Origin of the sequence: uncultured Varibaculum sp. (genome assembly GCF_902489465.1) — a bacterium.
Taxonomy (GTDB): domain Bacteria; phylum Actinomycetota; class Actinomycetes; order Actinomycetales; family Actinomycetaceae; genus Varibaculum.
The window spans coordinates 1-20,747 of the sequence record NZ_CABTZZ010000032.1 but is presented as its reverse complement, the minus strand read 5'-3'; the positions used below and the strand labels follow the sequence as shown (position 1 = coordinate 20,747).

Below are 20,747 nucleotides of genomic sequence, written 5' to 3'. Positions count from 1 at the left end.
GTGGCGGGAGAGTAGATTGTTCCGCGCATGCGGGGGGGACAAAAGAATTGGAAAAACCCCTTTACTTTTTCCAATTTCTTGGGGAGGAGGAGAATTCTCCCCCCTCGCCCGACCTGCCCCGGTGCCCTCACCTAGCTAGCGGGAGATACGCAGCAACTCGGTTACCGGGGCGATATCTGCCGGCGTATCCACATCGTGGGCATAATCCGGGGAAATCTCGCGGGTGGCAAACCCGATTTCACCTAGCACTCCGCGCACCGAACGATTTAAGGGCTTCGCCCGCGCCATCTCCATCAGCGCTCGCACGGTAAAGACCCCCAGAACATATTGGGTAACCTCTCCGACTTGCCCTAAGAGTATTTTTTCTTTTTCGGCTGCGTCCTCATTAGTTTCCTGTAAATGTCTTGCCAGCTGCCGCAAAGCAAAACCGGAAAGGGGAGCATCCACCGGGCAAACCCCGATAATATCGGAGGGCGAAAACACGAACGAGGCAGCTAAACGGTGCCAGCCCGCAACTATCCCGGCTGCCGGTCCCGAACCGGGAGGCTCCTCCATGGTGAGGAAAACCTTTTCGGGAACCTCGACTTCCTCGGGAGCCACCACCACAGTGGGAACCTTCGGTAAGAAAGACAGTGTCCAGCTGATAAGGCGATCCCCGGCAATCAGGAGATCAGGTTTACTGCACCCGCCCAGACGCTTGCCCGTCCCGCCCGCCAGAACAATCATCCCGTTGAGATGCTGCGGTGAACTAGCCATGAGCAACTTCCTTAGCTGCCGCTTCTTGTTTGCATCCCGGACGCACCCAAGTTCCCGAGCGACCTCCTCGCTTTTCCAGGACGTAACACTCACGGATAGAGACCATTTTGTCTACCCCTTTCACCATGTCAATCAGGTTTAAAGCGGCCACGGAGGCAGCGGTGAGTGCCTCCATTTCGATTCCGGTGCGGTCAGCAGTGCGGCAGGTAGCGAGGATCTCTACCCCTTCCTCCGCCAGGCGGAGATCCACCGCGCAATAATGCACCCCAATCGGGTGAGCTAAGGGTAGCAGCAGGGGGGTACGTTTGGAGGCCGCGATTCCACCAATACGTGCCACCGCTAAAGCATCCCCTTTCGGGACTTCTCCGGCTCGCAAAGCCGCCATAATCTTGGGTGAGCACTGTACAAAAGCGCGTGCCCGCGCCTGGCGCACCGTGGGCTGTTTGCCAGTAATATCCACCATATGTGCCTGCCCGTCTGCGTTTAAATGGGGTAAATGCTGTGCCTCTTTGTCTTCCATAACTGTTCCTTCTTTTCTGGTGCGAACCGCTCTATGGTGCTATAAATGTGTCTCTAACAGGGCAACACATCTACCAGACTCCATTGCTCCACTTCGGTTACGTCCTCCGGTATGATTGCCAGCGCATTCGCTTGATGCAGGGAAGCCACAAAGTGTGAACGCGCCCCTAAACGGTGAGTAGGAGTAACCGTGGGAGTATCGCCTACCCGCTCTGCCTCGGTCAAATGTACCGGCACGAACTGGCGTTTACCCGCAGGGGACTTCCAAGCCACCGTAGTAGTGGCGGCGCGAGTCTGCAGCGCCGCACGCCCCTGTTTGCCAGCCAAAGCGGCCAAAACCGGACGTACAAATACGTGGAAAGACACAAACACACTGACCGGGTTGCCCGGCAAAGTTGCCACATAGACATCGGAGCCATCGGGGGCGGCGATAGTGCCAAACCCCTGTGGTTTACCCGGCTGCATCGCCACTTTGGTAAACGCTAAACCTCCGGATAAGCCAACTTGTTTAACCACGTCATAGGCACCCGCACTCACTCCGCCAGTAGTGACAATCAAATCCGCACCCTGGGCAGCCTGCTGCAAGGTTTTCGCAAACACTTCCGGTTCATCATCGGAACTGTAAACCCCCGACACCACTACGTCTTGGCGGCGCAACAACGCCTCTAGCAGCACCGAATTCGAGTCCGGGATTTGCGCACCCTTCAGGGTCGCGCCTGCTGGACGCAGCTCCAACCCGGTAGAGATTACTGCTACTCGCGGGCGGCGATACACCGGTAACTCTGAATAGCCAATCGAAACCGCCGAAGAAAGTGCCGCGGGAGTAAGGACTGTTCCCGCCGCTAGTACCAGGTCACCCACGGCGGCGTCCTCGCCTGCCTTGCGCACATTGGCGCCTGCACGCGGACAACGCTCAATCGTGACCTCTTTAGGTAGGTCAAGTGGGCCAGGCGGCAGGGTAGTGTCCTCTACTTTAATCACGGTATCGGCGCCAGCCGGCATCCGTGCGCCAGTCATAATCCGGATAGCATGACCGGGACTGAGTTGATAATCCCCGTTATCACCAGCGGCAATATCGGCTTCCACGGGCAAAGTTAGAGGCAAAGTTTTTTTGGCGCCATCATCCCCCGGGGCGCTGGGTAATTCGGTTTGGCTGGGCGTAGTGGCAGGCACCAGCTCTGCGGTTTTTTCTGTTTGGGTAGCCGCCGGGATCGACGTATTTTCGAGGACGTCCGGTAGATCGCCAGACCGCACCGCGAACCCATCCATAGCGGAATTAGTAAAAGGTGGTACCGGGAAACGGGCAAAAACATCTTCCGCCAAAGTGGTGCCCAAAGCCTCCGCCACCGGCATCACTGTAGGTGGAAGCGAATTTACCTGGGTTAACACCTGGTTCAGATATTCATCTACCGCTTTCATAATTACTTATCCTTTCCGGATACCGTTGCTTGCCTTGGGGATCCGTTCCCAAAATGCACTACATTCCATTTTCCGCTGCCCGCATCGACGATTAATAGTTTTCCGATAAGCGGTTCGCCTACTCCCACAATCATTTTGATAGCTTCCGTTGCCAGAATCGATCCGGCCTGCCCACAAACCGCTCCCAACACGCCATTTACCCGCGAAGTGGGGGTAGTTCCCGCGGGCGGAGGCGCCGGATATAGATCCCGTAAAGTAAGCCCCTCGGCGAATACGGAAATCTGAAAATTCATCGCCACTAAAGTTCCCCACAGGTGCGGGCGCCCCACCTCGGCGCAAGTATCCGAAAGTAGATATTTCGCGGAAAAATTATCAGTCGCATCAATCACCAAGTCATAGGCGCTGATAATGCTGCGGGCATTATCATCAGTGATCTTCGGTTCCAATTGCACCCGCACATTTGGATTCAAAGCATGGACAGTAGCCGCGGCTGACACCGATTTAACCTGCCCCAAGCTAGAGGCCGGGTGGATTACTTGGCGTTGCAGATTCGATTGTTCGACCCGATCGGGATCAGAAATACCCAAGGTGCCAACCCCCGCGGCACTCAAATAGGCCAGGACAGGCGAGCCTAAACCACCCGCGCCTACCACCAAAATCCGTGCCGCCTGCAAAGAATCAATCCCGCGCTCGCCAATCCCGTCCACGGTGGCGGTGAGGCGATCTCGTTCAAAAACCATGCGCGTCCTTTCCCCTAGCTACTGCCTTATACAATACCGGTAGAGCGCTTCAGAAGGGTGAAAGATGCTATTCGATGTAAAAATGACACAAGAATCCCTGGCAGATCCCAGTTCGTCCCCGGCGATAGCGGATATTCCGGCCACTAGTGGCGCGCGCGTGGTCTTTAATGGTTGCGTCCGTAATCATGACGGTGGTCAAGGAGTAACCCACCTGATTTATTCTGCCCATCCGGAGGCGGAGAAATTTCTGCTTAAAGCCGTCCGGGACGCGATTAAACTTGTCCTTTCCGAGGGCGAGGACGCGCTTTCCCCGGAGGCAGCGGGGGATAACGCTGAAGGTTTAGATGCGGTTTTTGTACGCCACCGGATCGGGCGGCTAGAGATCGGAGAAACCGCCCTACTAGTGGTAGTTGATGCCCCGCATCGCGGCGCTGCCTTCAAAGTGACCGCCGAAATCGTTGACCAGATCAAGGCGCAGGTGCCGATCTGGAAGGATCAATACTTCTCCGATGGAAGTAACCACTGGGCAAACTGTCCCTAGAGTCCCCGCAGGTTAAAATCTTTCTGGGTGTGCGGGAGTAGATTTTTCCTCCTGCCCAAGAATTCGAAAAACGTAGCAACGTTTTTCGAATTCTTATGCCCACCGCACCTACTCGGATAAAATCTACTCCCGCTACCGATCGATTTTTGTGCCCGCTGCTCTTGTGTGGGGACAGGTTGACCAGTTCGTGAAAATAAAAGAATTGCTTGAAAATCGGTGAGTTGGTGTGTATCCGAATCTTTGGAATGTGATTTTCTGTTTGTCCTGAGGCATAAATCCGCCCAGGTGCTACAGTGTCCAAATTCTTATGCCCACCGCACCCACTCGGGAAAATCTCCTCCCCCGCTACTGAGCTTTGTTCCTTTCCTTCCCGTTACCCTCGCGTGGGGACAGGTTGACCAGTGTAGAGAGAATAAAAAGAATTGGTTGCAAATCGGTGGGTTAGCGAGTATCCGATGTTTTAGGTTTTGTTCTTTATTTATCCCTCGGCAGCGATCCGCCGGGCGCTGTGATGGTTACTTTGTCTTTTCCTAGTCGCAAGGAGAAGTACAAAACGCCAATCGACAGCCGCAACTTTTGCGCGGGAAAAGTCCGAAATGTCATCCGTCGTGCGGGTAATCGATAGTCGTAACCCTTAGCGCGGGGGAGAAGTTTTATCCGATCAGGCTAGGCGGGCGTAAAAATCTAAAAATGACCAAGTCATTTTTAGATTTTTTGGGCGGGAGGAAAAACTTCTCCCCCCGCGCTGACCCCGGAGTGCTTTTACCGAGCCAGACCCGTAAATATGGGCGAAAGAAAAACTTGTCCCTGCGCATAGCAGCGCGCTGACACCGTGGCTGTTGTTATGGCTTAGCCCAGAGCCCCGGTTTGTGAAGAAACCGCTCGAATCCCAGCAGGCAAGCACCATGTGCAGCGGTGAAAGTTCCATGCTGTCCCGGTTTTACAGTTATGCTGGACCATCTGGAGGACAGTAACCGGTATTTCAGCTCGGACATTAGGATCACTTCCATATAGTTAAATAGCTGGGCGAAATGCCCCCCCATGACTACCGTGTCTAGATCCAAGAGATTTAGTACGTTCGCGATCGTGGTTCCCAGGGATTTTGCACATAAATCAACAGTCTCACGAGCCTGCAAGTTTCCTTTTTCCATATGGTCAATTAGAGGAGCTACAGACTCACCGACGGGGAGATTTGCGCGAGTGAGCATAGCGTCTAATCCGGCATATTGTTCTAAGCAGCCATTGGAACCGCAACTACACTTCGGGCCACCGGTATCTACGCACATATGCCCAATTTCTCCTGCCCACCCGTGCTGTCCACTGAATAAACGACCTTCATATATCAATGCAGCACCGACGCCTACCCCAGCCGATAAGTAAAGAAAATCGGAAGTACCGCCTATTTGGCCAGGATTTTTATACAGCATTGAATATGCGGAGGCATCTGCCTCGTTTACCACGGTTATCGGGGTTTTGGGGTGTTTATGGGAAACAAAAAAATCTGTAATTTTGATGTCACTCCAGCCTAAGTTAGGTGCTGTCACAATTCGATGCTTGGCATTTGAAACTAGACCGGGGATGGCTATTACTACTGAAACAATACGAACTCCCACGGGAGTTTTCCACCCGTCTAGCATCTCTGCGCAAGAGCGCAAAATTACTTTTGGATCAGATAATCGTGCGTTTATAGGTTGTAAAACTTTGTAGAGTTCAGCACCAGATAAATCCGTAACCACTACCGAAATGTATTGCAGGGCAACTTCAATACCTACGACGCAAAAAGTGCCACTTTTGGCAACCAGAGGAGCAGACGGTCGGCCTATTGTGCTACGAACTGGATCGAGTTCATCAAGAATATCCAAGTCTATTAGTTCGTCTACCAGGCGAGAAACGGTAGCCCGAGTTAATCCCGTCTTTTGTGCGAGCTGTGCCCGCGAAACTATTCCGTCTGCGCACAAAATATTTTCCAGGATAAGAAGTAGATTCTCTTTCCTGATAGTTTGCGCATTTTTCCCAGGTCTCATTTATCACTCCTTGGAATAGAGCATAGAAAAGTGCCACCGAACTGGCAATACTTTGCTTTGTAACAATATTTATTCTGCCAGTTCGGTGGCGATTGGTAAATTTTTATTCTGTTTAGTAGCGTCCTATTTCAGGGTGCCCTTCCGCAAGCCGTCCTCAATTTCCTCAAGGGAGCGGTTACGGGTTTCGAAAACCTTACTGTGGACAAACCAAATTCCCAGTACGCAAGCTGCTGCGTAACCGAGGAACAAGCTGCCGGTACCGAAACGATTTAGAAGGAAGGGGAAAGTTAGCGATACCACGTAGTTGGCACTCCAGTTGATTACCGCTCCGAAAGAGTTTCCGATGCCGCGGATATTCAGGGGGAACATTTCCCCAATCATTACCCACATGACCGGTCCCCAAGTTGCCGAGAAAAACGCGATGTAAATCGTTAACGCGATCGCGCAAATATAGGCTGCGATTTGATTATGGCTGGAAAAGTGCATACCAATGCTCATCACTAATAAAGAAACCGCCATACCGACAGCGCCCCAAATAAGCATTTTCTTGCGGTCAATCTTGTCCATTAACCAAATACCTATTACGGTCACAATCACGTTGAAAACGCCGATTCCGATATGTGCAAGTAACGCCGCCGAAACCCCAAACCCGACATCAGTGAAGATAGTGGGGGCGTAATAAAGTACGGTATTACAGCCCATTATCTGTTGGAAAATCGCCAAGCCAATGGCTGCTATGAGAGCTGGACGGGCAGTTTTTCCAAACAATTTGACCCAGGTACCTTCTTCCATATCAACCTGGTGTTGAATTTCCTTAATTTTTGTCTCTACTTCGCTTTTATCGCCCTTATACATAGCGCTCAAATAGTGCCTTGCAACTTCCGGGCGACCTACTTTAACTAAGTAGCGAGGACTTTCAGGTAGGATCAATGCCCCAATGAACAAAATGGCCGAGGGAAGCGCTGCGATACCGAGCATCCAACGCCACCCGGTGTAGAAACCAGCGAAAGAGTAGTTAGTGACGTACGCCAGCAGAATCCCGGTCATCACCATCAGTTGGAACAAACCGGTTATGAAACCGCGCTTGGAAACTGGCGACATTTCCGATAGGTAGGTGGGAATTAGAGCGGAGGCGGTTCCGACTCCCAAACCGAGGATGAGGCGGGAAATAATCAGCACCGCAACCCCTGATGCGATGCCGGATCCAATGGCACCAACGAAGAAAATTATGGAAGCCAGGAGGATGAGGCGGCGTCTCCCATAGCGGTCAGATAGGGGACCGATTACGGCGGCACCCGCTACTGCTCCCAGCAGAACCGAGCTAACTACCCAACCTTGACCCCAGGCATCAAGCTGGAGCTGGTCTTGAATAAATAGAATTGCACCCGAAATAACGCCGGTATCGTATCCGAAGAGTAGTCCTCCTAGGGAACCGAACAGGTACACGAAAGTCATAGAAATTTTATTTTTTCGCATTATTATCACCGATTATTTGCCGCATCTTCGCAGCTTGTAGAGCTATTTTAGTAAGTTTCTTTTGGGAACTCGGTTATTGAGAGTGGGGTTGGGTTCAGACAGTTTGTCTGAACCCAACCGGCGTTACTAGATGTCAGTTAATAACTAGGCGTCAGCCAGAGCTTTTACCAAGTAGTTGTTCAAAGTAGCCTTGATAGTTTCTAGTTCTCCAGATTCATTGGCAGTCATTAGCTCAGATTGCGTCTTGTCTAGGGAGTAATCCTCCAAGTCGGCCAAGGTAAACTGGCCGTCCTCAATCTTCTTGCCTATTCCCTGGTCAAAGGACGCGTAACGTTTTTGCAGAATATCGTCGATGAAGCCATCTTCTTTTAGCTTAGCGGCGACCAGTAGACCAGCCGCATAAGAATCCATCCCCACGATATGTGCTGCGAATAGATCTTCTTCGGTGTAAGAGCTACGCCGTGGTTTCGCATCGAAGTTGAGACCGCCGCGCGGACCAATACTTCCTTCGGAAAGAATTTCCCACATCACCGCAGTAGTTTCGTACAGGTCTGAGGGGAATTCATCCAAATCCCAACCTAAGAGTTTGTCACCTTGGTTGGCATCTAACGATCCGAGCATACCCGCGGAACGCGCAACTCGGACTTCGTGCTGATAGGTATGCCCAGCCAGGTTCGCGTGGTTGCCCTCTAAGTTAAGTTTGAAGCTGTCGTCCAAACCGTAGGTCTTGAGGAAGGCAATGCTGGTAGCAGCATCGAAATCGTACTGGTGAGTGGTAGGCTCTTTAGGTTTCGGTTCAATCAGGAATTGAGCGTCAAGACCTATCTCTTTCGCGTAATCCACAGCGGCATGGAAGAAGCTGGCCATATGGTCTTGTTCGCGCTTTAGATCTGTGTTCCACAGGTTTTCATAACCTTCGCGTCCTCCCCAGAACACATAGTTTTCTGCCCCCAAACGTTTTGCAATTTCCAAACTATGTTTAAGCTGAGCACCCGAGTAAGCAAACACCTCTGCGAATGGAGAAGTAGCTGCTCCTGCCTGGAATCGCGGATTGGTGAATAGATTACAGGTGTTCCAAAGGAGTTTTATTCCAGTTTCCTGTTGACGCTTTTCAATCCGGTCAACGATTTTATCTAGGTTTTGATTTGTTTCCCGTAAGGTGTCACCCTCGGGAGCAATGTCGCGGTCATGGAAACAGAAGAATTCAATGCCTAGTTTTTGATAAAACTCGAATGAGTAATCAACTTTGGCTAGAGCCAACTCCATAGGGTCGGTTAGGGAATCATACGGGCGTTGCGCGGTTCCGTCGCCAAAGGGATCCACCAATCGCTGCTGGAAGCTGTGCCAATAGGCCACTCCGAAGCGCAGCCACTCCGACATTTTCTTCCCTGCGACAACTCTGTCCGGTTGATAGAAGTGGAATCCTAGCCCTTGTTGGGGGTTCTCGTTTCCAACAAAGGGGATAGCACCCGTTTTCCATAGCTCTGACATATATGTACCTCCTCGTACGAGCCCATCGGTAAGAGTGTTTTTTACACCCGAACCAGAGATCGACTATTTGTTGCGTAACAAAACAAAGACTAGCACAGAGATAAAATAATTATCAAAGTGAGTTATGTCACGCATATATCCTGCGAAAAGAGCCTTGACTAATCACTAATGGCTCAATAGCCTATGTTTGGGAATAAAACAAAGTAAATGTCGACGGAGTTGTCTAGCCCAGCGAAGGGCGAATATGTACGCTCCATGCTATGTAGGAGAAAAATGACTTTAGTAGCCGGGATAGATTCCTCAACTCAATCTTGTAAAGTTCTGGTAATCGAAGTAGAAACTGGAAAAATTGTTCGACAAGGCAAAATGCCCCACCCTAAAGGAACTGAAGTAGCCCCCAGCTCTTGGCTGGAGGCGTTTCGTGCAGCCGTCACCCAGGCTGGTGGCCTCAATGATGTCACTGCACTCGCGGTTGGAGGACAACAGCATGGCATGGTGTTACTTGATGAAGCCGGAAAAGTAATTAGACCGGCGCAACTTTGGAATGACACAAAATCAGCAGAAAGCGCAAAGGCTTTAATTGAAGAAAAAGGTGCCGATTTCTGGGCTCAGGCAGTTGGTTCCGTGCCAGTCGCTTCGCTTACAGTTACAAAGTTGCGGTGGATGGCTGATCATGAAAAAGAAAACTTAAACCGGATTGCAGCAATTTGTCTGCCTCACGATTGGTTGACCTGGAAAATTCGGGGATCTAATGATTTGCGTGAACTCGTTACTGATCCTTCAGATGCCTCGGGAACGGGATATGTGGATTGTGAGGACGGATCCTATCGCTATGACATTTTGGCTCATGCGCTGCGAATATCCGAAGCAGAAGCGCGAAAAATAATTCTGCCGCGTATTGCGGAACCCTACGAAAAAGTAGGTACCGCCAGTGCAGAGTTTGGTAGGTGTATTTTGGGACCGGGGTGTGGGGATAACGCCGGTGCGGCTTTGGGGTTAAACCTTCAGGAGGGAGAGGCCTCGCTTTCCTTAGGAACATCCGGCGTGGTGGCGGCAGTTTCTAACCATCCTCTTCGTGATTCGAAAAGCGGAGTTACCTGTTTTATGGATGCCACCGGAAAGTGGTTACCACTCGCGTGTACTATTAACGGTTCGCAAATACAAGACTACTTTTGTCAGGTTTTAGGGATTAGTTACGCCGAACTTGATGAGCTCGCTGTTAAGGGTGAAACCGGATGCGGGGGAATGACTTTATTGCCCTATTTTGCGGGGGAACGCACCCCGAATCTTCCCGAGGCAACAGCCAGCATTATCGGGATGACTCCCCAAGCGATGACTAGAGAGAATTTCGCCAGGCTGGCATTCGAAGGTATAGCTTGCCACATGCGCGCAGCGCTTGAATCTGTGCGGGCTGGCGGGGTCACGGTGAACAAAGCGATGCTGATAGGGGGAGCGGCAAAATCAAAAAGTTTAGCGCAGATACTTGCCGACATTTTGCAGATTTCGCTACGCCTGCCCGAAGCCGGAGAATATGTTGCCAAAGGAGCAGCTCGACAGGCAGCGATCGTTGCTGGGGAAATACCCGGGGAAAACTGGGAACCACAATTCAGCGCTGAAATACAACCAAAAGAAGAAAATCCCGCGTGGGAACGGTATCTACCCCTAATGGAAAAAATGCTTTAGGTCCATCCGCCCGGGCACTGTCATTGCTGCCGTGTCTTTTGCGGGTTCCGACCCTTGCGCGGAAAATAAGTTTTTCCTCCCGCCCAAAAAATCGAAAAATAACTTGGTTATTTTTCGAGTTTTACGCCCGCCTAACCTGATCGGATAAAACTTATTTCCCGCGCATACTCGGGTGCTACTCCTAACCTCCCGCAAAGGGAGGGAGAACATCTAACTGCCCGTCGGCGGCGGATTCTCCGAGGGGGGTGTCGCCATCGGCGAGGGCGCCGTCCACTAGGAAAGAGCTAACCTTTAGGATTGATGCCAGATCGTTCCTGCTGGCTGCTTGAGCAATTTCCCGCAGGGTCTGGTTAGCAGCTGCCGGAACTCTAGCGCTGTCAACACCAGCTGCCTGAGCAGCGCCAGCGAAAAAACGTACCGTGATCACGCCTTAGCCTCCGATCTGAGAAAGAGAATAGGTTCTGCGTCCCGCCCCCGCTATTTCACGGTGACCGGCAGGCTTAGCTGCCTGGGCAGCTAGCCAAAGTTGAGCCAGCTTGTCATTAGAGGCACCTTGTCGCAAAGGAGTAAGTAAATCGACAAAAGATAAAGAGAACAGACAGGAATAAACCTTGCCATCAGCAGACAGACGGGTTCGGTCACAGGTAGCGCAGAAAGGCGCGGATTCGGAGGCAATAACCCCGATAATCCCGGCAGGATGATCACTGCCGGCCGCTACGTTCCAGCGCCGCGCCGGAGCCGCCGGATCAGTTTCGATCGGGGTGAGCGAAAAACACTCCTGCAGGCGCGCGAGAATATCGCGAGCATGCGGACGAGTTACAGCCGAATCCCCTAAGGGGCCGATCGGCATAAACTCGATCGCACGCCACTGAAATCCGCGCCGCAGCGCAAAGCGAACTAGATCCGGTGTCTCCTCTAGGGACTGCTGATCTAAAATCACCGAGTTAAGTTTTATGGGCTCTAAGCCGCTACCTGGTAGTTTTTCCAGAATCGCGGCCACCTCGGGAAAACGGTCACGTTTTGCGAGGGCGAAATAGCGGTCGGGATCCAAAGTGTCTAAAGAAATGTTGATGCGTCCTAAACCCGCGTTTACCAGAGAATCTAACCGAGATGCTAAACCAATAGCATTGGTGGTCAGGGCAATATCTGCCGGCAGACCCGCCTGCGTGAACGCCTGGCGAATCTGGTGGATAATCTCGGTTAAATCGGGGCGTAAAAGGGGTTCGCCCCCGGTTAAACGAACTTTACGAATTCCTAGAGACAGTGCCACCTGGCAAAGTCGCCCAAGCTCGGCGGGAGTTAATAAATCCTGACGGGGAATCCAGGTGTCGGCGTCCTCGGGAAGGCAGTAACTGCAACGTAAGTTACAACGGTCGGTAACCGATAAGCGCAGGTCTGCGGCTACTCGTCCCCAACGGTCAACTAGCCGGGGTGAGGATTCCTCACCCCCAGATTCGACGCGCATTACCCCTCCCGACCCAATATCTGCTGTTTGATGCTAGGTAGCTAGTCTTGCCAGTTGTTAGCTAGTTCTTGCAGCTGGGCAATAACCTGTTTGGCATCAGCGCCCTGACCAGCTAGATATCCGGCAAGAAAGGCAGTCAAAGGGGCTCCCGGGCGGGAAGGACCATGGGCTACGCTTCCAATCAGAGACAGCAGTTCTGCTTCCACCGCCTCCAGCGGATTGTCCTCCAATTGCAGGTTTGCACGCACCTGGTCTAACCAGCGATGCATCTGCGCTATCTTTTCTGGGTCGTCTTTTTTGCTGTTGCCCGCCATTATGTTCCCCTTTCGCTTGCCGCGGCCGGATTAAGGCCGCGCTTCCGTATCAAATATTAACGATACCAGGGAAGATAATCTTTGCTACGGCTTTGTTTTCTGAAAACGTAGCTCACGAAAATAGGCGCGGATTTCGAGCAATCATTATTGCTTAGAAGCGGAGGATGCCTCGGAATGCTTCCGTTTTCGCAAAATCTTACCGAAGCGAGAACTCAGGCTACCTCCGGCCTTAATCCAGTCGTTGATAGCGGAGATCCCGACTGCCAACAGATAAAGCCCGATTAGTGCCGACATCTGTACAATCATCGGCCAGGCAGTGGGTAGGGGATTGGCAACCGCCGAGAAAACAGCGGCAATTACCACTGCCCACCGCCAGCCTTTTAGCATGGTTTTTGCTTTCAGTACCCCCATAAAGTTCAACGCCACCAAGATTTCGGGCGCCAGGCAGGACAGGCCAAAGGCCAGCACCATCCGCATAAAGAAGGTGATATAGGAATCTGCCCTTAGCAGCATTAGGGCTCCGTTGGGAGTAAAAGAGTTAAGGATAGCAACTGCCTTGGGGATCACCCATATACCCGAGAGGGCACCGCCGCTGAAAAGTAATACCCCTACTAAACCAAAACTGGCGATATAGATTTTTTCTTTACGCTTCAATCCTGGGGCGATAAAAGCACCAATTTGGAAAATCCACCAGGGCGCAGAAATCAATACTCCTAGCCAAAGCGAGACCTGAATCCGCATATCAAAGGCGGCGCCAATCGTTTGGAAGTTTAGTTGCGGAGCTTGCTCACTCACGGCCAACAGGGGCGCCTGCATCCAGTTCAGGGTAGGGGTAACTAAGAACCAGCCACCAATCGAGGCTACAAGAATCCCGGCCAGCGCCAGCAGTAAGCGTTTGCGCAGTTCTATTAGGTGTTCGCTTACCCGCATACGGGCTTGCGGGTTGTTCTTTTTTTGTCCCGGCATCGGGTTAGAGAACTATTTGGTTTCCGGCGGATCCGCGGTGTCGGACTGCCCGCTGACTACTTCCGGAGAGGAAGTCTGTGCGTTCTGCGTGGGTGCCGGAGAAGAAGGAGCAGCTGGAATTTGGGGGTTCTGAGTTCCTGCCGCTACCTGCTTGGTGTTGTCGTCTTCACTAAGATCCGAAAGTTCGGACTTCAAAACCTTTGCAGATTTGCCGATATTTCGGGCAATATCGGGTAGTTTCGAGGCTCCAAAAACAAGGATTAACACCAGAATTAGAATCAGAATGTGTGTCGGTCTCACAGGGATGCCCTTCCTTTCTTGCAGACGGCATCGATAATTGCCTTCCCCAATTGTAGCGGGGTTTGCCGGCAAATAGGCGACTCCTATTGACAATCGCCATAACTTACCAGGTTAACCAGCAAATTTTCGGGGTTAAAAAGCGCGAGACCGGTTGACGCTGGTTGCCTCCTCGGAAATCGTCCTCTAAACGGGGTAACCTGAGGGCGGGAGGCAAAACGTGAGCGAGTTCATTACTGATGAAAAGGCGGGAGCCCAGGCCATAGCGGATTTGATGGCCGGCAAAAAAACGATTGTGGTCGCGGGAGCCGGCATGTCCACCGATGCCGGGATTCCGGATTATCGCGGCACCGGTTCTTCCGGGATGCCCACTGTCGATATGGATCAGTTTTTAGGCGAGCGTTATTGGCAAAAATGGGTGTGGCGGCGCAATCAAGAAACTTGGAAAACGGTAGCGCGGCTGCAGCCCACCCCGGGGCACTACGCTTTAGCGCGGCTAGAGGAGGCGGGGCTGATTAACTGCATCGCCACCCAGAATGTCGACGGCCTAGATCGGAAAGCGGGCTGTAAGAATGTGCAGCTGTTGCACGGAACTTTTGAGGAAGTCCAATGCCTAGGTTGTGGGGCAGTGTTTTCGCGCGAACATATTGACCAGGAGCTACGCAAACTTAATCCGGACGTAAAAGACGATCCCGACCCCAAAAACGTGGCAGTGCTCGCGGCTGCCGATGAGCAGGCGGCACGCGCCTGCCAGTTCAACCTGCTGTCTTGTCCGCGTTGCGGCGGGATTATTAAACCGGGAATCGTGTTTTTCGGGGAAGCGCTACCGGGAGAGGCCATGGATCGTTCTTTCGCGGCGGCGCGAGAAGCCGACGTGGTGCTGGCAGTGGGAACTTCCCTGGCAGTTTTAACCGGACTATGGGTGTTGCGGGAGGCCTGGGGAACCGGCGCCAACGTAGCGGTGATCAATCGCGGACCGACTGCCGCTGATTCTCTTGCGGACGTGCGGGTGTCTGGTGGCGCCTCCCAGGTATTATCCCAAGTAGCAGAGATCTTACTGGATTAGCGCAGAGTAAGTAGTATCCACCAGCCGCCTGTAGTGATCTGTGGGCTAATGCCGCAAGGCGCACTCGCATCAAGTGCACCCTGATCGGCAGGTAGCAGACAGTCAGCGGCGGAAAGTAAGTGGAGTTTAAATGCCTAGAGCCGGTTCCGCGCGCTCCCTCCTGCGCTAATGCGGAACCGACTCTAGGTTGTAGTTTAGGGGTTATCTTGACACACGTTCCCCTAAAATAGCCGGAGCGACCGGCTTCTATAAGTATAGCAAAAAGATGGAAGAAGCCTAATCTTTTTAATGTGCTACAAGTCATAAAATGCTACATGCTGTAGCTTTAACCGTCGCTAAGGTTACGGAGTTTTAAGAACTCTAAGCTAATGACAGGCTAGAATAGCATTCGACATTACTTAACTTTCAGGAAGTCGCGATGGAAATCTTTTCTCCTTTTCATTACCTGCCGATAGCTGATTCTTCGGCAGATGTCTCCACTTTGCTTTCTGCGCTAGCTAAACAAATGACAGGGGATGAAGATTTCCCTCCTAATCTGAATCGCACTCGCCTGAAAAAATCTCAGGTACTGTTCCCTTTCCCGAAGAGTATGGGTCGTCCGAAGGGGCTGGCAGACTATGAAACCCGCAAGCGGAAGGTGCCAGAATCCGCGGTCTTAGCCTTGCCGGCACCGGCAGGTGGCGCCGTTATTTGCTACTCGCAGCTCGGCATTAAAAATATGGCGGAAGCAGTAAATTCCGCGATAGGTAGGCCGGGACGCTGGGTTCTTACCGCTCCGGTCACTGAGATCGACGGGATTATGACTCTGGCCCGAGCCATTGCGGTAAATATTCCTCCGATCATTGCCGCCAAAACCACACCAGCTGGTGCCCTCGAGATTGTGAGGGCGGTGGAGCGAGCGAAGGATCGCAGCGACAAAGATCAGGCTCCTATTTATATGCAGATCACTAAGGAACAGCTCTCCCAGCTCCTGGACATCCCTCCTGCACAGCGCAGCGCACTGAGCGAAGTATCAGCACTGATAGTTACCGGTTTAACTAGTCATGATCGTCTGGGGCGCGCCGCGTCAGAAGCCGGACTTGGGATTATTCCCGGCTACGGGATCCCCGAATCGTGTGGACTGTGCGTGCTGGATGGCAAACCGGTTGCCGGCGTGCACGTAGCCACTATCGGAGATCGAATTTGGCTTTCTGGAATCTGCATGATGACCGGTTATCTGGGTAAACCCGGACAGGTCGAGTGGATTACGCGGGGACGGAGGCGTTGGCTGCGCAGCAAAGACGCGGGTCATATGCACGGGCCGCGTCTAATAGTGGACGGAAAAATGCGCGATGTAATCGCCACTGCGGGGGTACGTATCCAAGCCTCCCTGGTGGAACGGGTAATCCAGGATCTACCGCAGGTTGACCAGGTAGTAGTGGTGGGGGTGCCAGATCCCAGGTGGGGTTTTCTAGTTACTGCGGTCATTAAGCCGGCACCCGATATCGCTGAGCAGCTGCTAAATCCCCAGCATAATTTAGCGGTAAAACCAGCGGTTCCGGCAGGGTTTTACCGCGGATCCACCATCAAAGTTGATGCTGAGAAAGTACGAGACCTGGCTGGGCTTCCTTCCGCTAAGGAAGAGGAATCGAAGCCGCAACTAACTCCCTTGGAAGCGGCGATGGCCGCAATGGCCGCCAAGATTAGGGGAGCCGATGTGGATGTGGTTGCCGCCGCAGAAACCGGGGAACTGCCGGCCGGAATCTACGAGGTGGCGCGGGGAACCGCTAATCCCACTCCCGAAGGAGAAATTGTCTTTCCAGCTGCCGATACTGCCCCCTCTACCCCGGTAGCTCTGCCCGCTGATCTAGAGGGCGATTTAGAAGAAATGGAAATCGCGGCAACTGAGATCACAGGGAGCGGCAACCGTCCCGAAGCGGGAGACCGTCCGCATAGCGCCACGGTTCCTACCGAGGATGAATCCGAACCATCCACCGATTTAGCGATGCTAGTGCGGTCTCTGGTTACTGGGCAACTGGATCGGGCACATGCCCCCCGTGCCCTCGTCCTCGTAAATGAGATTCCTACTGATCTGCAAGGAAAAGTTGATCGCAGCGCCTGCCGGCAACTGGCTACCCAGCGAGTGGCAGCCGGGGAAGCCTGGATTAGATAATCCGGCGACAGTTAAAGAAGTTTCATTACTGTGAAAACGAAGAAAACCGATAATGCACCGCGAATAGAAAGGAATCTAAGCCGTAATGGCAACTGGTTCACAATGGATTGAAGCTGCCCGCCCGAAAACCTTACCAGCCTCCCTGGCGCCGGTGATTATGGGGATTGGCGGGGCGATTGGCCTGGGGCACGCCTCTCTAGGAAAATCAGTATTAGCCCTGTTAGTGGCGCTATCGTTCCAGGTAGGTGTGAATTTTTCCAATGATTATTCCGATGGAATCCGCGGCACCGATGCGAGCGGGAAACGGGTGGGCCCCCAGCGCCTGACGGGTGCGGGATTAGCCGCTCCCCGCACGGTGTTGCTAGCAGCCATGGGCTGCTATGCCTTCGGAGGGATTTGTGGAATTGTCCTTTGTATCTGGGCAGGTAGCTACGGCTTGATTGGCCTCGGGGTGCTGGCTGCCCTGGCGGCGTGGTTCTATACCGGAGGAAAACATCCATACGGCTATCTGCCAGGGATATCCGAAGTGATGGTATTCGCATTTTTCGGTCTTTTGGCAGTGCAGGGAACTATCTGGGTGCATGCCCATATGTTGCCGTGGCGCACCTGGACGGCGGCCAGTGGTATCGGGCTGCTTTCTTGCGCCCTATTGTTAATAAATAATCTGCGGGATATCCCCGGAGATCGCCAGAGCGGAAAAAATACGCTAGCGGTGAAGCTAGGGGATAAAGGCTCCCGCTACCTGTTCGTTGCCTATCTTTATGTGGCTTTGGTGCTGGGGGTAGTATCCTTCAGTGTCCGTTGGGAAGCACTAGTGTTTGGCCTAGCCCTGGTGATTTGGGTGAGTTATCCGCAGATGAAAGTGCTGCAAGGCGCCCGCGGGAAAGAGCTGATAAAAACTCTGAAACAGGTGGGGCAAATCACCTTGGGGTATGGGCTGGCTATAGCGGTTCAGTGGGCACTCCACGGTATTTAGACAGACCAAAATATTTATAGTTGTTAGGCTGGGAACATGGCTGCGGTAGTTATTGCCCTCGTACAGATTCTGCTAGCGGTATACGCGCTAGTGGATTGCTTGCGCACGGATAAATCTGATCTTCCCGGGCGGCTTCCGCGGGCATTTTGGTTGTTGATCATCATTGTTTTACCGCTTTTTGGTCCGTTAGCGTGGATCGTGATTTCTTGGGCGAGCAAAGCCGAAAGTGCTGACGGCAGGATAGAGATTCCCCGCAATCCGCTGGATATTTTCCGAGGAAGCGGGGAGCGTTCCCCCTCGCAGGAAGTAGAAATACCAGAGGCGCCCGATGATAACCCCGATTTTTTGTTTTCTTTAGAGGCGAAGATGCGGCGGGAAAAGCTGGCGCGAGAAGCCGAAGAAGAGGCGCTGCGGCGAGCCGCGAAAAACCAGCAGAACTCTGTAGGTGGGCAGGACGCCACTGGCAGCGGGAAAGATTCCTCCGTAGAGGACAGCGACGAGGACGAAGCCGACCCGGACGCGAACCCTCCGGAAAAACCTTCCGCTGAAGATTAAAGCGCTACGCACGTTCAACGTAACCGCGCTGGCAGCAACCTTTTTAGACTAGTATTCCGGGTATTTTGCGCGCCAGGGGCGTTTAGTGTCCTTGATTTAAAGTGGCGGCGGAAGTGCCCGGTACCATATCGGAAGCCTGAGCTAGGAGCGGAGCCGCCGGTTCGCAATAATCCAAACTAATCAGGGTGTTTCCTAAGAAAGTAAGGGAAGTTAGCGACGCCAAAGCGCATTGCCGGCGGGTAGGGATATGTGCTAGCGGGCGACCTTCCACAAACAGGCGGAAAGACCAGATGGGAAGTTGGTGAGACACCACCAAAATTTCGCGAATCGTAGCGCCATCGGCGGAGCGACCCAGGCGGGAAGGATCCGTAATTGGCAGATGGAGAGCAGAACGCACCGCTTCTGTAACTCGGCTGGCTTGGACGGCGTAAGGCTCGCACCAGGAAGGACGGAAAACGTTACGGTAGCGCGGCCAATTGCGCGGATCGAATAGGGCGGCACGGTTGCCGTTAACCACTTCACCCTCGAACATATTCATCGACTCTAAAAGCCGTTTGTCAGTATGAATAGGCAGATCAAATAGATCCGAGGCCGGCGTTGCAGACTCGATCGCGCGCTCGAGAGGAGAGGAAACAATGGCCTCTAAATAGGCGCCCTTTTCCAAGAGATATTCCGCGCTCATCTGCGCCATTTGTCTACCAAGATCGGTTAGGTGAAATCCCGGCAGCCGTCCATATAAAACCCCATCCGGATTATCAACTTCGCCGTGGCGCATTAGGTGAATCGTGGTTAGGTTCTGCATATCCTTAACCCTAGCAAACCGTTTATACTAACTGGGTGGGCAAAACCTACCTAGACCATTAGGCTAGAGGCGTGAGCGGAGAACCGAAGGTAGCAGCCTTCTTCGATCTTGACGAAACCGTGATTCGGGGAGCTAGTTCCTGGATACTCACTCGTGAGCTTTTTAGACACGGATTTTTTGGGATTTCTGACCTATTCTTTGCTGCGCGTCACGCCTTTCTCTATCTGGTGTTGGGAGAAGATCAAAAGCGCATCGAGCAGGTAAAAACTCGGGCTTTACAGGTTATGGCCGGACATACTTGCCAAGAGATTATGGCGATCTCGCAGCGGGTATGCGACCGATTAGAGAAAAAGCTTTTCCCGCAGGCACAAGGACTGATCAAACGACATCAGGCAGCCGGGCATGATATTTGGTTGATCTCCGCCGCGCCCTCGGAACTTCCCCAAATGTTGGCTGCGCGTCTGGGAATTACCGGAGGCATCGGCACTAAAGTTGCGGTGAAAGACGGGATTTACGAGGCGCGTCTAGAATCGGAACTTATGCACGCCCAAGGCAAGCGGGATCAGGTAGTGGCGCTAGCGGCAGAGCGGGGATACGACCTGGCATCCTGTTTTGCTTATTCAGATTCCGATAACGATATGCCGCTATTAACCCTGGTGGGCAAGCCTTCGGCTATCAATCCTGATATTTGGCTGCGGGTGCGCGCCTTGCAACGCGGGTGGCCAGTGATCGATTTTCGCCGTCGCTCCCGGATTAGTAAAGCCCTGCAAAAAGCAAAGGCTAGGCGGCGCGGTTTTAACCTGGTTGGATTGGGGCAACGTTTCTGAGTAACCTGACAAATGCCTACTTAGAAGGAGCCATTTTGAGCGAAAAGCAACCGCCGGCAGCCGCTGGTCTAGATAAGCAGCCTGAAGAAGTATCTGGAATGTTTGACCAGGTGGCTGCCCGTTATGACTTGACTAATGATGTGATGACTTTCGGGCAGCACCGGATTTGGCGGCGCTGTCTGCGACAAGTGGTAGCGCCGCGACCAGGGCAAAAAATTCTAGACATCGCTGCTGGTACCGGCACCTCTTCCCTGAGCTTTCACCGGGCAGGCGCCGAAGTCACCTGCTGCGATTTTTCGGCAGGCATGGTAGCGGAGGGGAAAAGGCGTCACCGCGAACTTAACTTTGTTGTCGGTGATGCCCATGACCTACCTTTCGCGGATCAGTCTTTTGACACTGTTACCTGCTCTTTCGGTTTTAGGAATATGCATGATCCGGCGAAGGCACTGCGGGAACTGGCGCGAGTAACTAAGCCGGGAGGCAAGTTGGCGATTATGGAGTTCTCGACTCCGCCCTCCCCGCTGATTGCCCGGCTCTATGAGCTGTATATGCGCAACGTATTGCCCACTGCCGGACGCCTGGTTTCTTCTGATTCGTATGCCGTCTTCTACCTGATAGAATCCATTTTGGATTGGCCAAACCAAGAGACGTTGGGGCACCTAATCCAAGAAAAAGATC

The 20,747-nt window shown here is 52.7% G+C and carries 21 protein-coding genes; 8 read left to right on the top strand and 13 right to left on the bottom strand.

The annotated features are described in order from the left end of the window. Nucleotides 1–135: 135 nt before the first annotated feature. The 4 genes from RDM26_RS06585 to RDM26_RS06570 are packed head-to-tail and all read right to left on the bottom strand — an operon-like array spanning nt 136 to nt 3,434. Nucleotides 136–756, bottom strand: coding sequence for an NTP transferase domain-containing protein (locus tag RDM26_RS06585; RefSeq protein WP_307738195.1), 621 nt, complete (start codon nt 754–756; stop codon nt 136–138). Further along, nucleotides 749–1,276 carry a cyclic pyranopterin monophosphate synthase MoaC gene (moaC, locus tag RDM26_RS06580; RefSeq protein WP_307738194.1) on the bottom strand — a complete coding sequence of 176 codons (528 nt, stop codon included), beginning with the start codon at nt 1,274–1,276 and terminating at the stop codon, nt 749–751. Before moaC ends, RDM26_RS06585 begins: the two co-directional genes overlap by 8 nt. A gap of 53 nt (nt 1,277–1,329) precedes the next feature. Then, the gene (gene glp, locus RDM26_RS06575) at nt 1,330–2,694 is read right to left on the bottom strand and encodes a gephyrin-like molybdotransferase Glp (RefSeq protein ID WP_307738193.1); all 1,365 of its coding nucleotides are present in this window, start codon (nt 2,692–2,694) and stop codon (nt 1,330–1,332) included. A 2-nt stretch (nt 2,695–2,696) separates the two neighbouring features. Continuing rightward, entirely contained in the window at nt 2,697–3,434 is a 738-nt protein-coding gene (locus RDM26_RS06570) for a ThiF family adenylyltransferase (protein ID WP_307738192.1), read from the bottom strand. Nucleotides 3,435–3,498: 64 nt separating this feature from the next. Here RDM26_RS06570 and RDM26_RS06565 point away from each other — a divergent pair, with 64 nt between their 5' ends. Continuing rightward, entirely contained in the window at nt 3,499–3,975 is a 477-nt protein-coding gene (locus RDM26_RS06565) for a molybdenum cofactor biosynthesis protein MoaE (RefSeq protein ID WP_307738191.1), read from the top strand. A gap of 842 nt (nt 3,976–4,817) precedes the next feature. On the opposite strand, the gene RDM26_RS06560 is transcribed toward RDM26_RS06565, so the two are convergent. The 3 genes from RDM26_RS06560 to xylA all read right to left on the bottom strand — a co-directional run bounded on the left by RDM26_RS06560 (nt 4,818) and on the right by xylA (nt 8,966). After that, nucleotides 4,818–5,999 (bottom strand): ROK family protein, encoded by a 1,182-nt coding sequence (locus RDM26_RS06560; RefSeq protein WP_307738190.1) that lies wholly within the window; start codon nt 5,997–5,999, stop codon nt 4,818–4,820. Between the two features lie 123 nt (nt 6,000–6,122). Next, nucleotides 6,123–7,475, bottom strand: a complete 1,353-nt coding sequence (locus RDM26_RS06555) for a sugar porter family MFS transporter (protein WP_307738189.1) — start codon at nt 7,473–7,475, stop codon at nt 6,123–6,125. A 144-nt stretch (nt 7,476–7,619) separates the two neighbouring features. Next, nucleotides 7,620–8,966: a xylose isomerase gene (gene xylA, locus RDM26_RS06550; RefSeq protein WP_307738188.1), complete on the bottom strand. Its 1,347-nt coding sequence runs from the start codon at nt 8,964–8,966 to the stop codon at nt 7,620–7,622. Nucleotides 8,967–9,239: 273 nt separating this feature from the next. Here xylA and xylB point away from each other — a divergent pair, with 273 nt between their 5' ends. Beyond that, the gene (xylB, locus tag RDM26_RS06545; RefSeq protein WP_307738187.1) at nt 9,240–10,649 is read left to right on the top strand and encodes a xylulokinase; all 1,410 of its coding nucleotides are present in this window, start codon (nt 9,240–9,242) and stop codon (nt 10,647–10,649) included. A 181-nt stretch (nt 10,650–10,830) separates the two neighbouring features. On the opposite strand, the gene RDM26_RS06540 is transcribed toward xylB, so the two are convergent. From RDM26_RS06540 to tatA, 5 genes are all read right to left on the bottom strand, one after another. Further along, the gene (locus RDM26_RS06540; protein WP_278608990.1) at nt 10,831–11,076 is read right to left on the bottom strand and encodes a MoaD/ThiS family protein; all 246 of its coding nucleotides are present in this window, start codon (nt 11,074–11,076) and stop codon (nt 10,831–10,833) included. A 3-nt stretch (nt 11,077–11,079) separates the two neighbouring features. Further along, nucleotides 11,080–12,114 (bottom strand): GTP 3',8-cyclase MoaA, encoded by a 1,035-nt coding sequence (moaA, locus tag RDM26_RS06535; RefSeq protein WP_307738186.1) that lies wholly within the window; start codon nt 12,112–12,114, stop codon nt 11,080–11,082. Between the two features lie 41 nt (nt 12,115–12,155). Then, on the bottom strand, nt 12,156–12,428 hold the full coding sequence (locus tag RDM26_RS06530) for a DUF6457 domain-containing protein (protein WP_307738185.1): 273 nt from the start codon (nt 12,426–12,428) through the stop codon (nt 12,156–12,158). Nucleotides 12,429–12,572: 144 nt separating this feature from the next. After that, the gene (gene tatC / locus RDM26_RS06525) at nt 12,573–13,394 is read right to left on the bottom strand and encodes a twin-arginine translocase subunit TatC (RefSeq protein WP_307738184.1); all 822 of its coding nucleotides are present in this window, start codon (nt 13,392–13,394) and stop codon (nt 12,573–12,575) included. A 12-nt stretch (nt 13,395–13,406) separates the two neighbouring features. Then, nucleotides 13,407–13,694, bottom strand: coding sequence for a Sec-independent protein translocase subunit TatA (gene tatA, locus RDM26_RS06520; RefSeq protein WP_307738183.1), 288 nt, complete (start codon nt 13,692–13,694; stop codon nt 13,407–13,409). Nucleotides 13,695–13,911: 217 nt separating this feature from the next. Between tatA and RDM26_RS06515 the strand changes: the two genes are divergently transcribed. The 4 genes from RDM26_RS06515 (at nt 13,912) to RDM26_RS06500 (ending at nt 18,440) form a co-directional block, all read left to right on the top strand. Continuing rightward, nucleotides 13,912–14,757: an NAD-dependent deacetylase gene (locus RDM26_RS06515; RefSeq protein WP_374041823.1), complete on the top strand. Its 846-nt coding sequence runs from the start codon at nt 13,912–13,914 to the stop codon at nt 14,755–14,757. A gap of 418 nt (nt 14,758–15,175) precedes the next feature. Continuing rightward, nucleotides 15,176–16,909, top strand: a complete 1,734-nt coding sequence (locus RDM26_RS06510; RefSeq protein ID WP_307738182.1) for a hypothetical protein — start codon at nt 15,176–15,178, stop codon at nt 16,907–16,909. A gap of 85 nt (nt 16,910–16,994) precedes the next feature. After that, nucleotides 16,995–17,885 (top strand): 1,4-dihydroxy-2-naphthoate polyprenyltransferase, encoded by an 891-nt coding sequence (locus RDM26_RS06505; protein WP_307738181.1) that lies wholly within the window; start codon nt 16,995–16,997, stop codon nt 17,883–17,885. Between the two features lie 36 nt (nt 17,886–17,921). Further along, the gene (locus RDM26_RS06500) at nt 17,922–18,440 is read left to right on the top strand and encodes a PLDc N-terminal domain-containing protein (protein WP_307738180.1); all 519 of its coding nucleotides are present in this window, start codon (nt 17,922–17,924) and stop codon (nt 18,438–18,440) included. Nucleotides 18,441–18,522: 82 nt separating this feature from the next. Here RDM26_RS06500 and RDM26_RS06495 read toward each other — a convergent pair whose 3' ends face one another. After that, nucleotides 18,523–19,242 carry a histidine phosphatase family protein gene (locus RDM26_RS06495; protein WP_307738179.1) on the bottom strand — a complete coding sequence of 240 codons (720 nt, stop codon included), beginning with the start codon at nt 19,240–19,242 and terminating at the stop codon, nt 18,523–18,525. Nucleotides 19,243–19,313: 71 nt separating this feature from the next. Here RDM26_RS06495 and RDM26_RS06490 point away from each other — a divergent pair, with 71 nt between their 5' ends. Then, on the top strand, nt 19,314–20,069 hold the full coding sequence (locus RDM26_RS06490) for an HAD-IB family hydrolase (RefSeq protein WP_307738178.1): 756 nt from the start codon (nt 19,314–19,316) through the stop codon (nt 20,067–20,069). A 35-nt stretch (nt 20,070–20,104) separates the two neighbouring features. After that, the coding region (locus RDM26_RS06485) for a ubiquinone/menaquinone biosynthesis methyltransferase (protein WP_307738177.1) at nt 20,105–20,747 on the top strand (643 nt) is incomplete at its 3' end.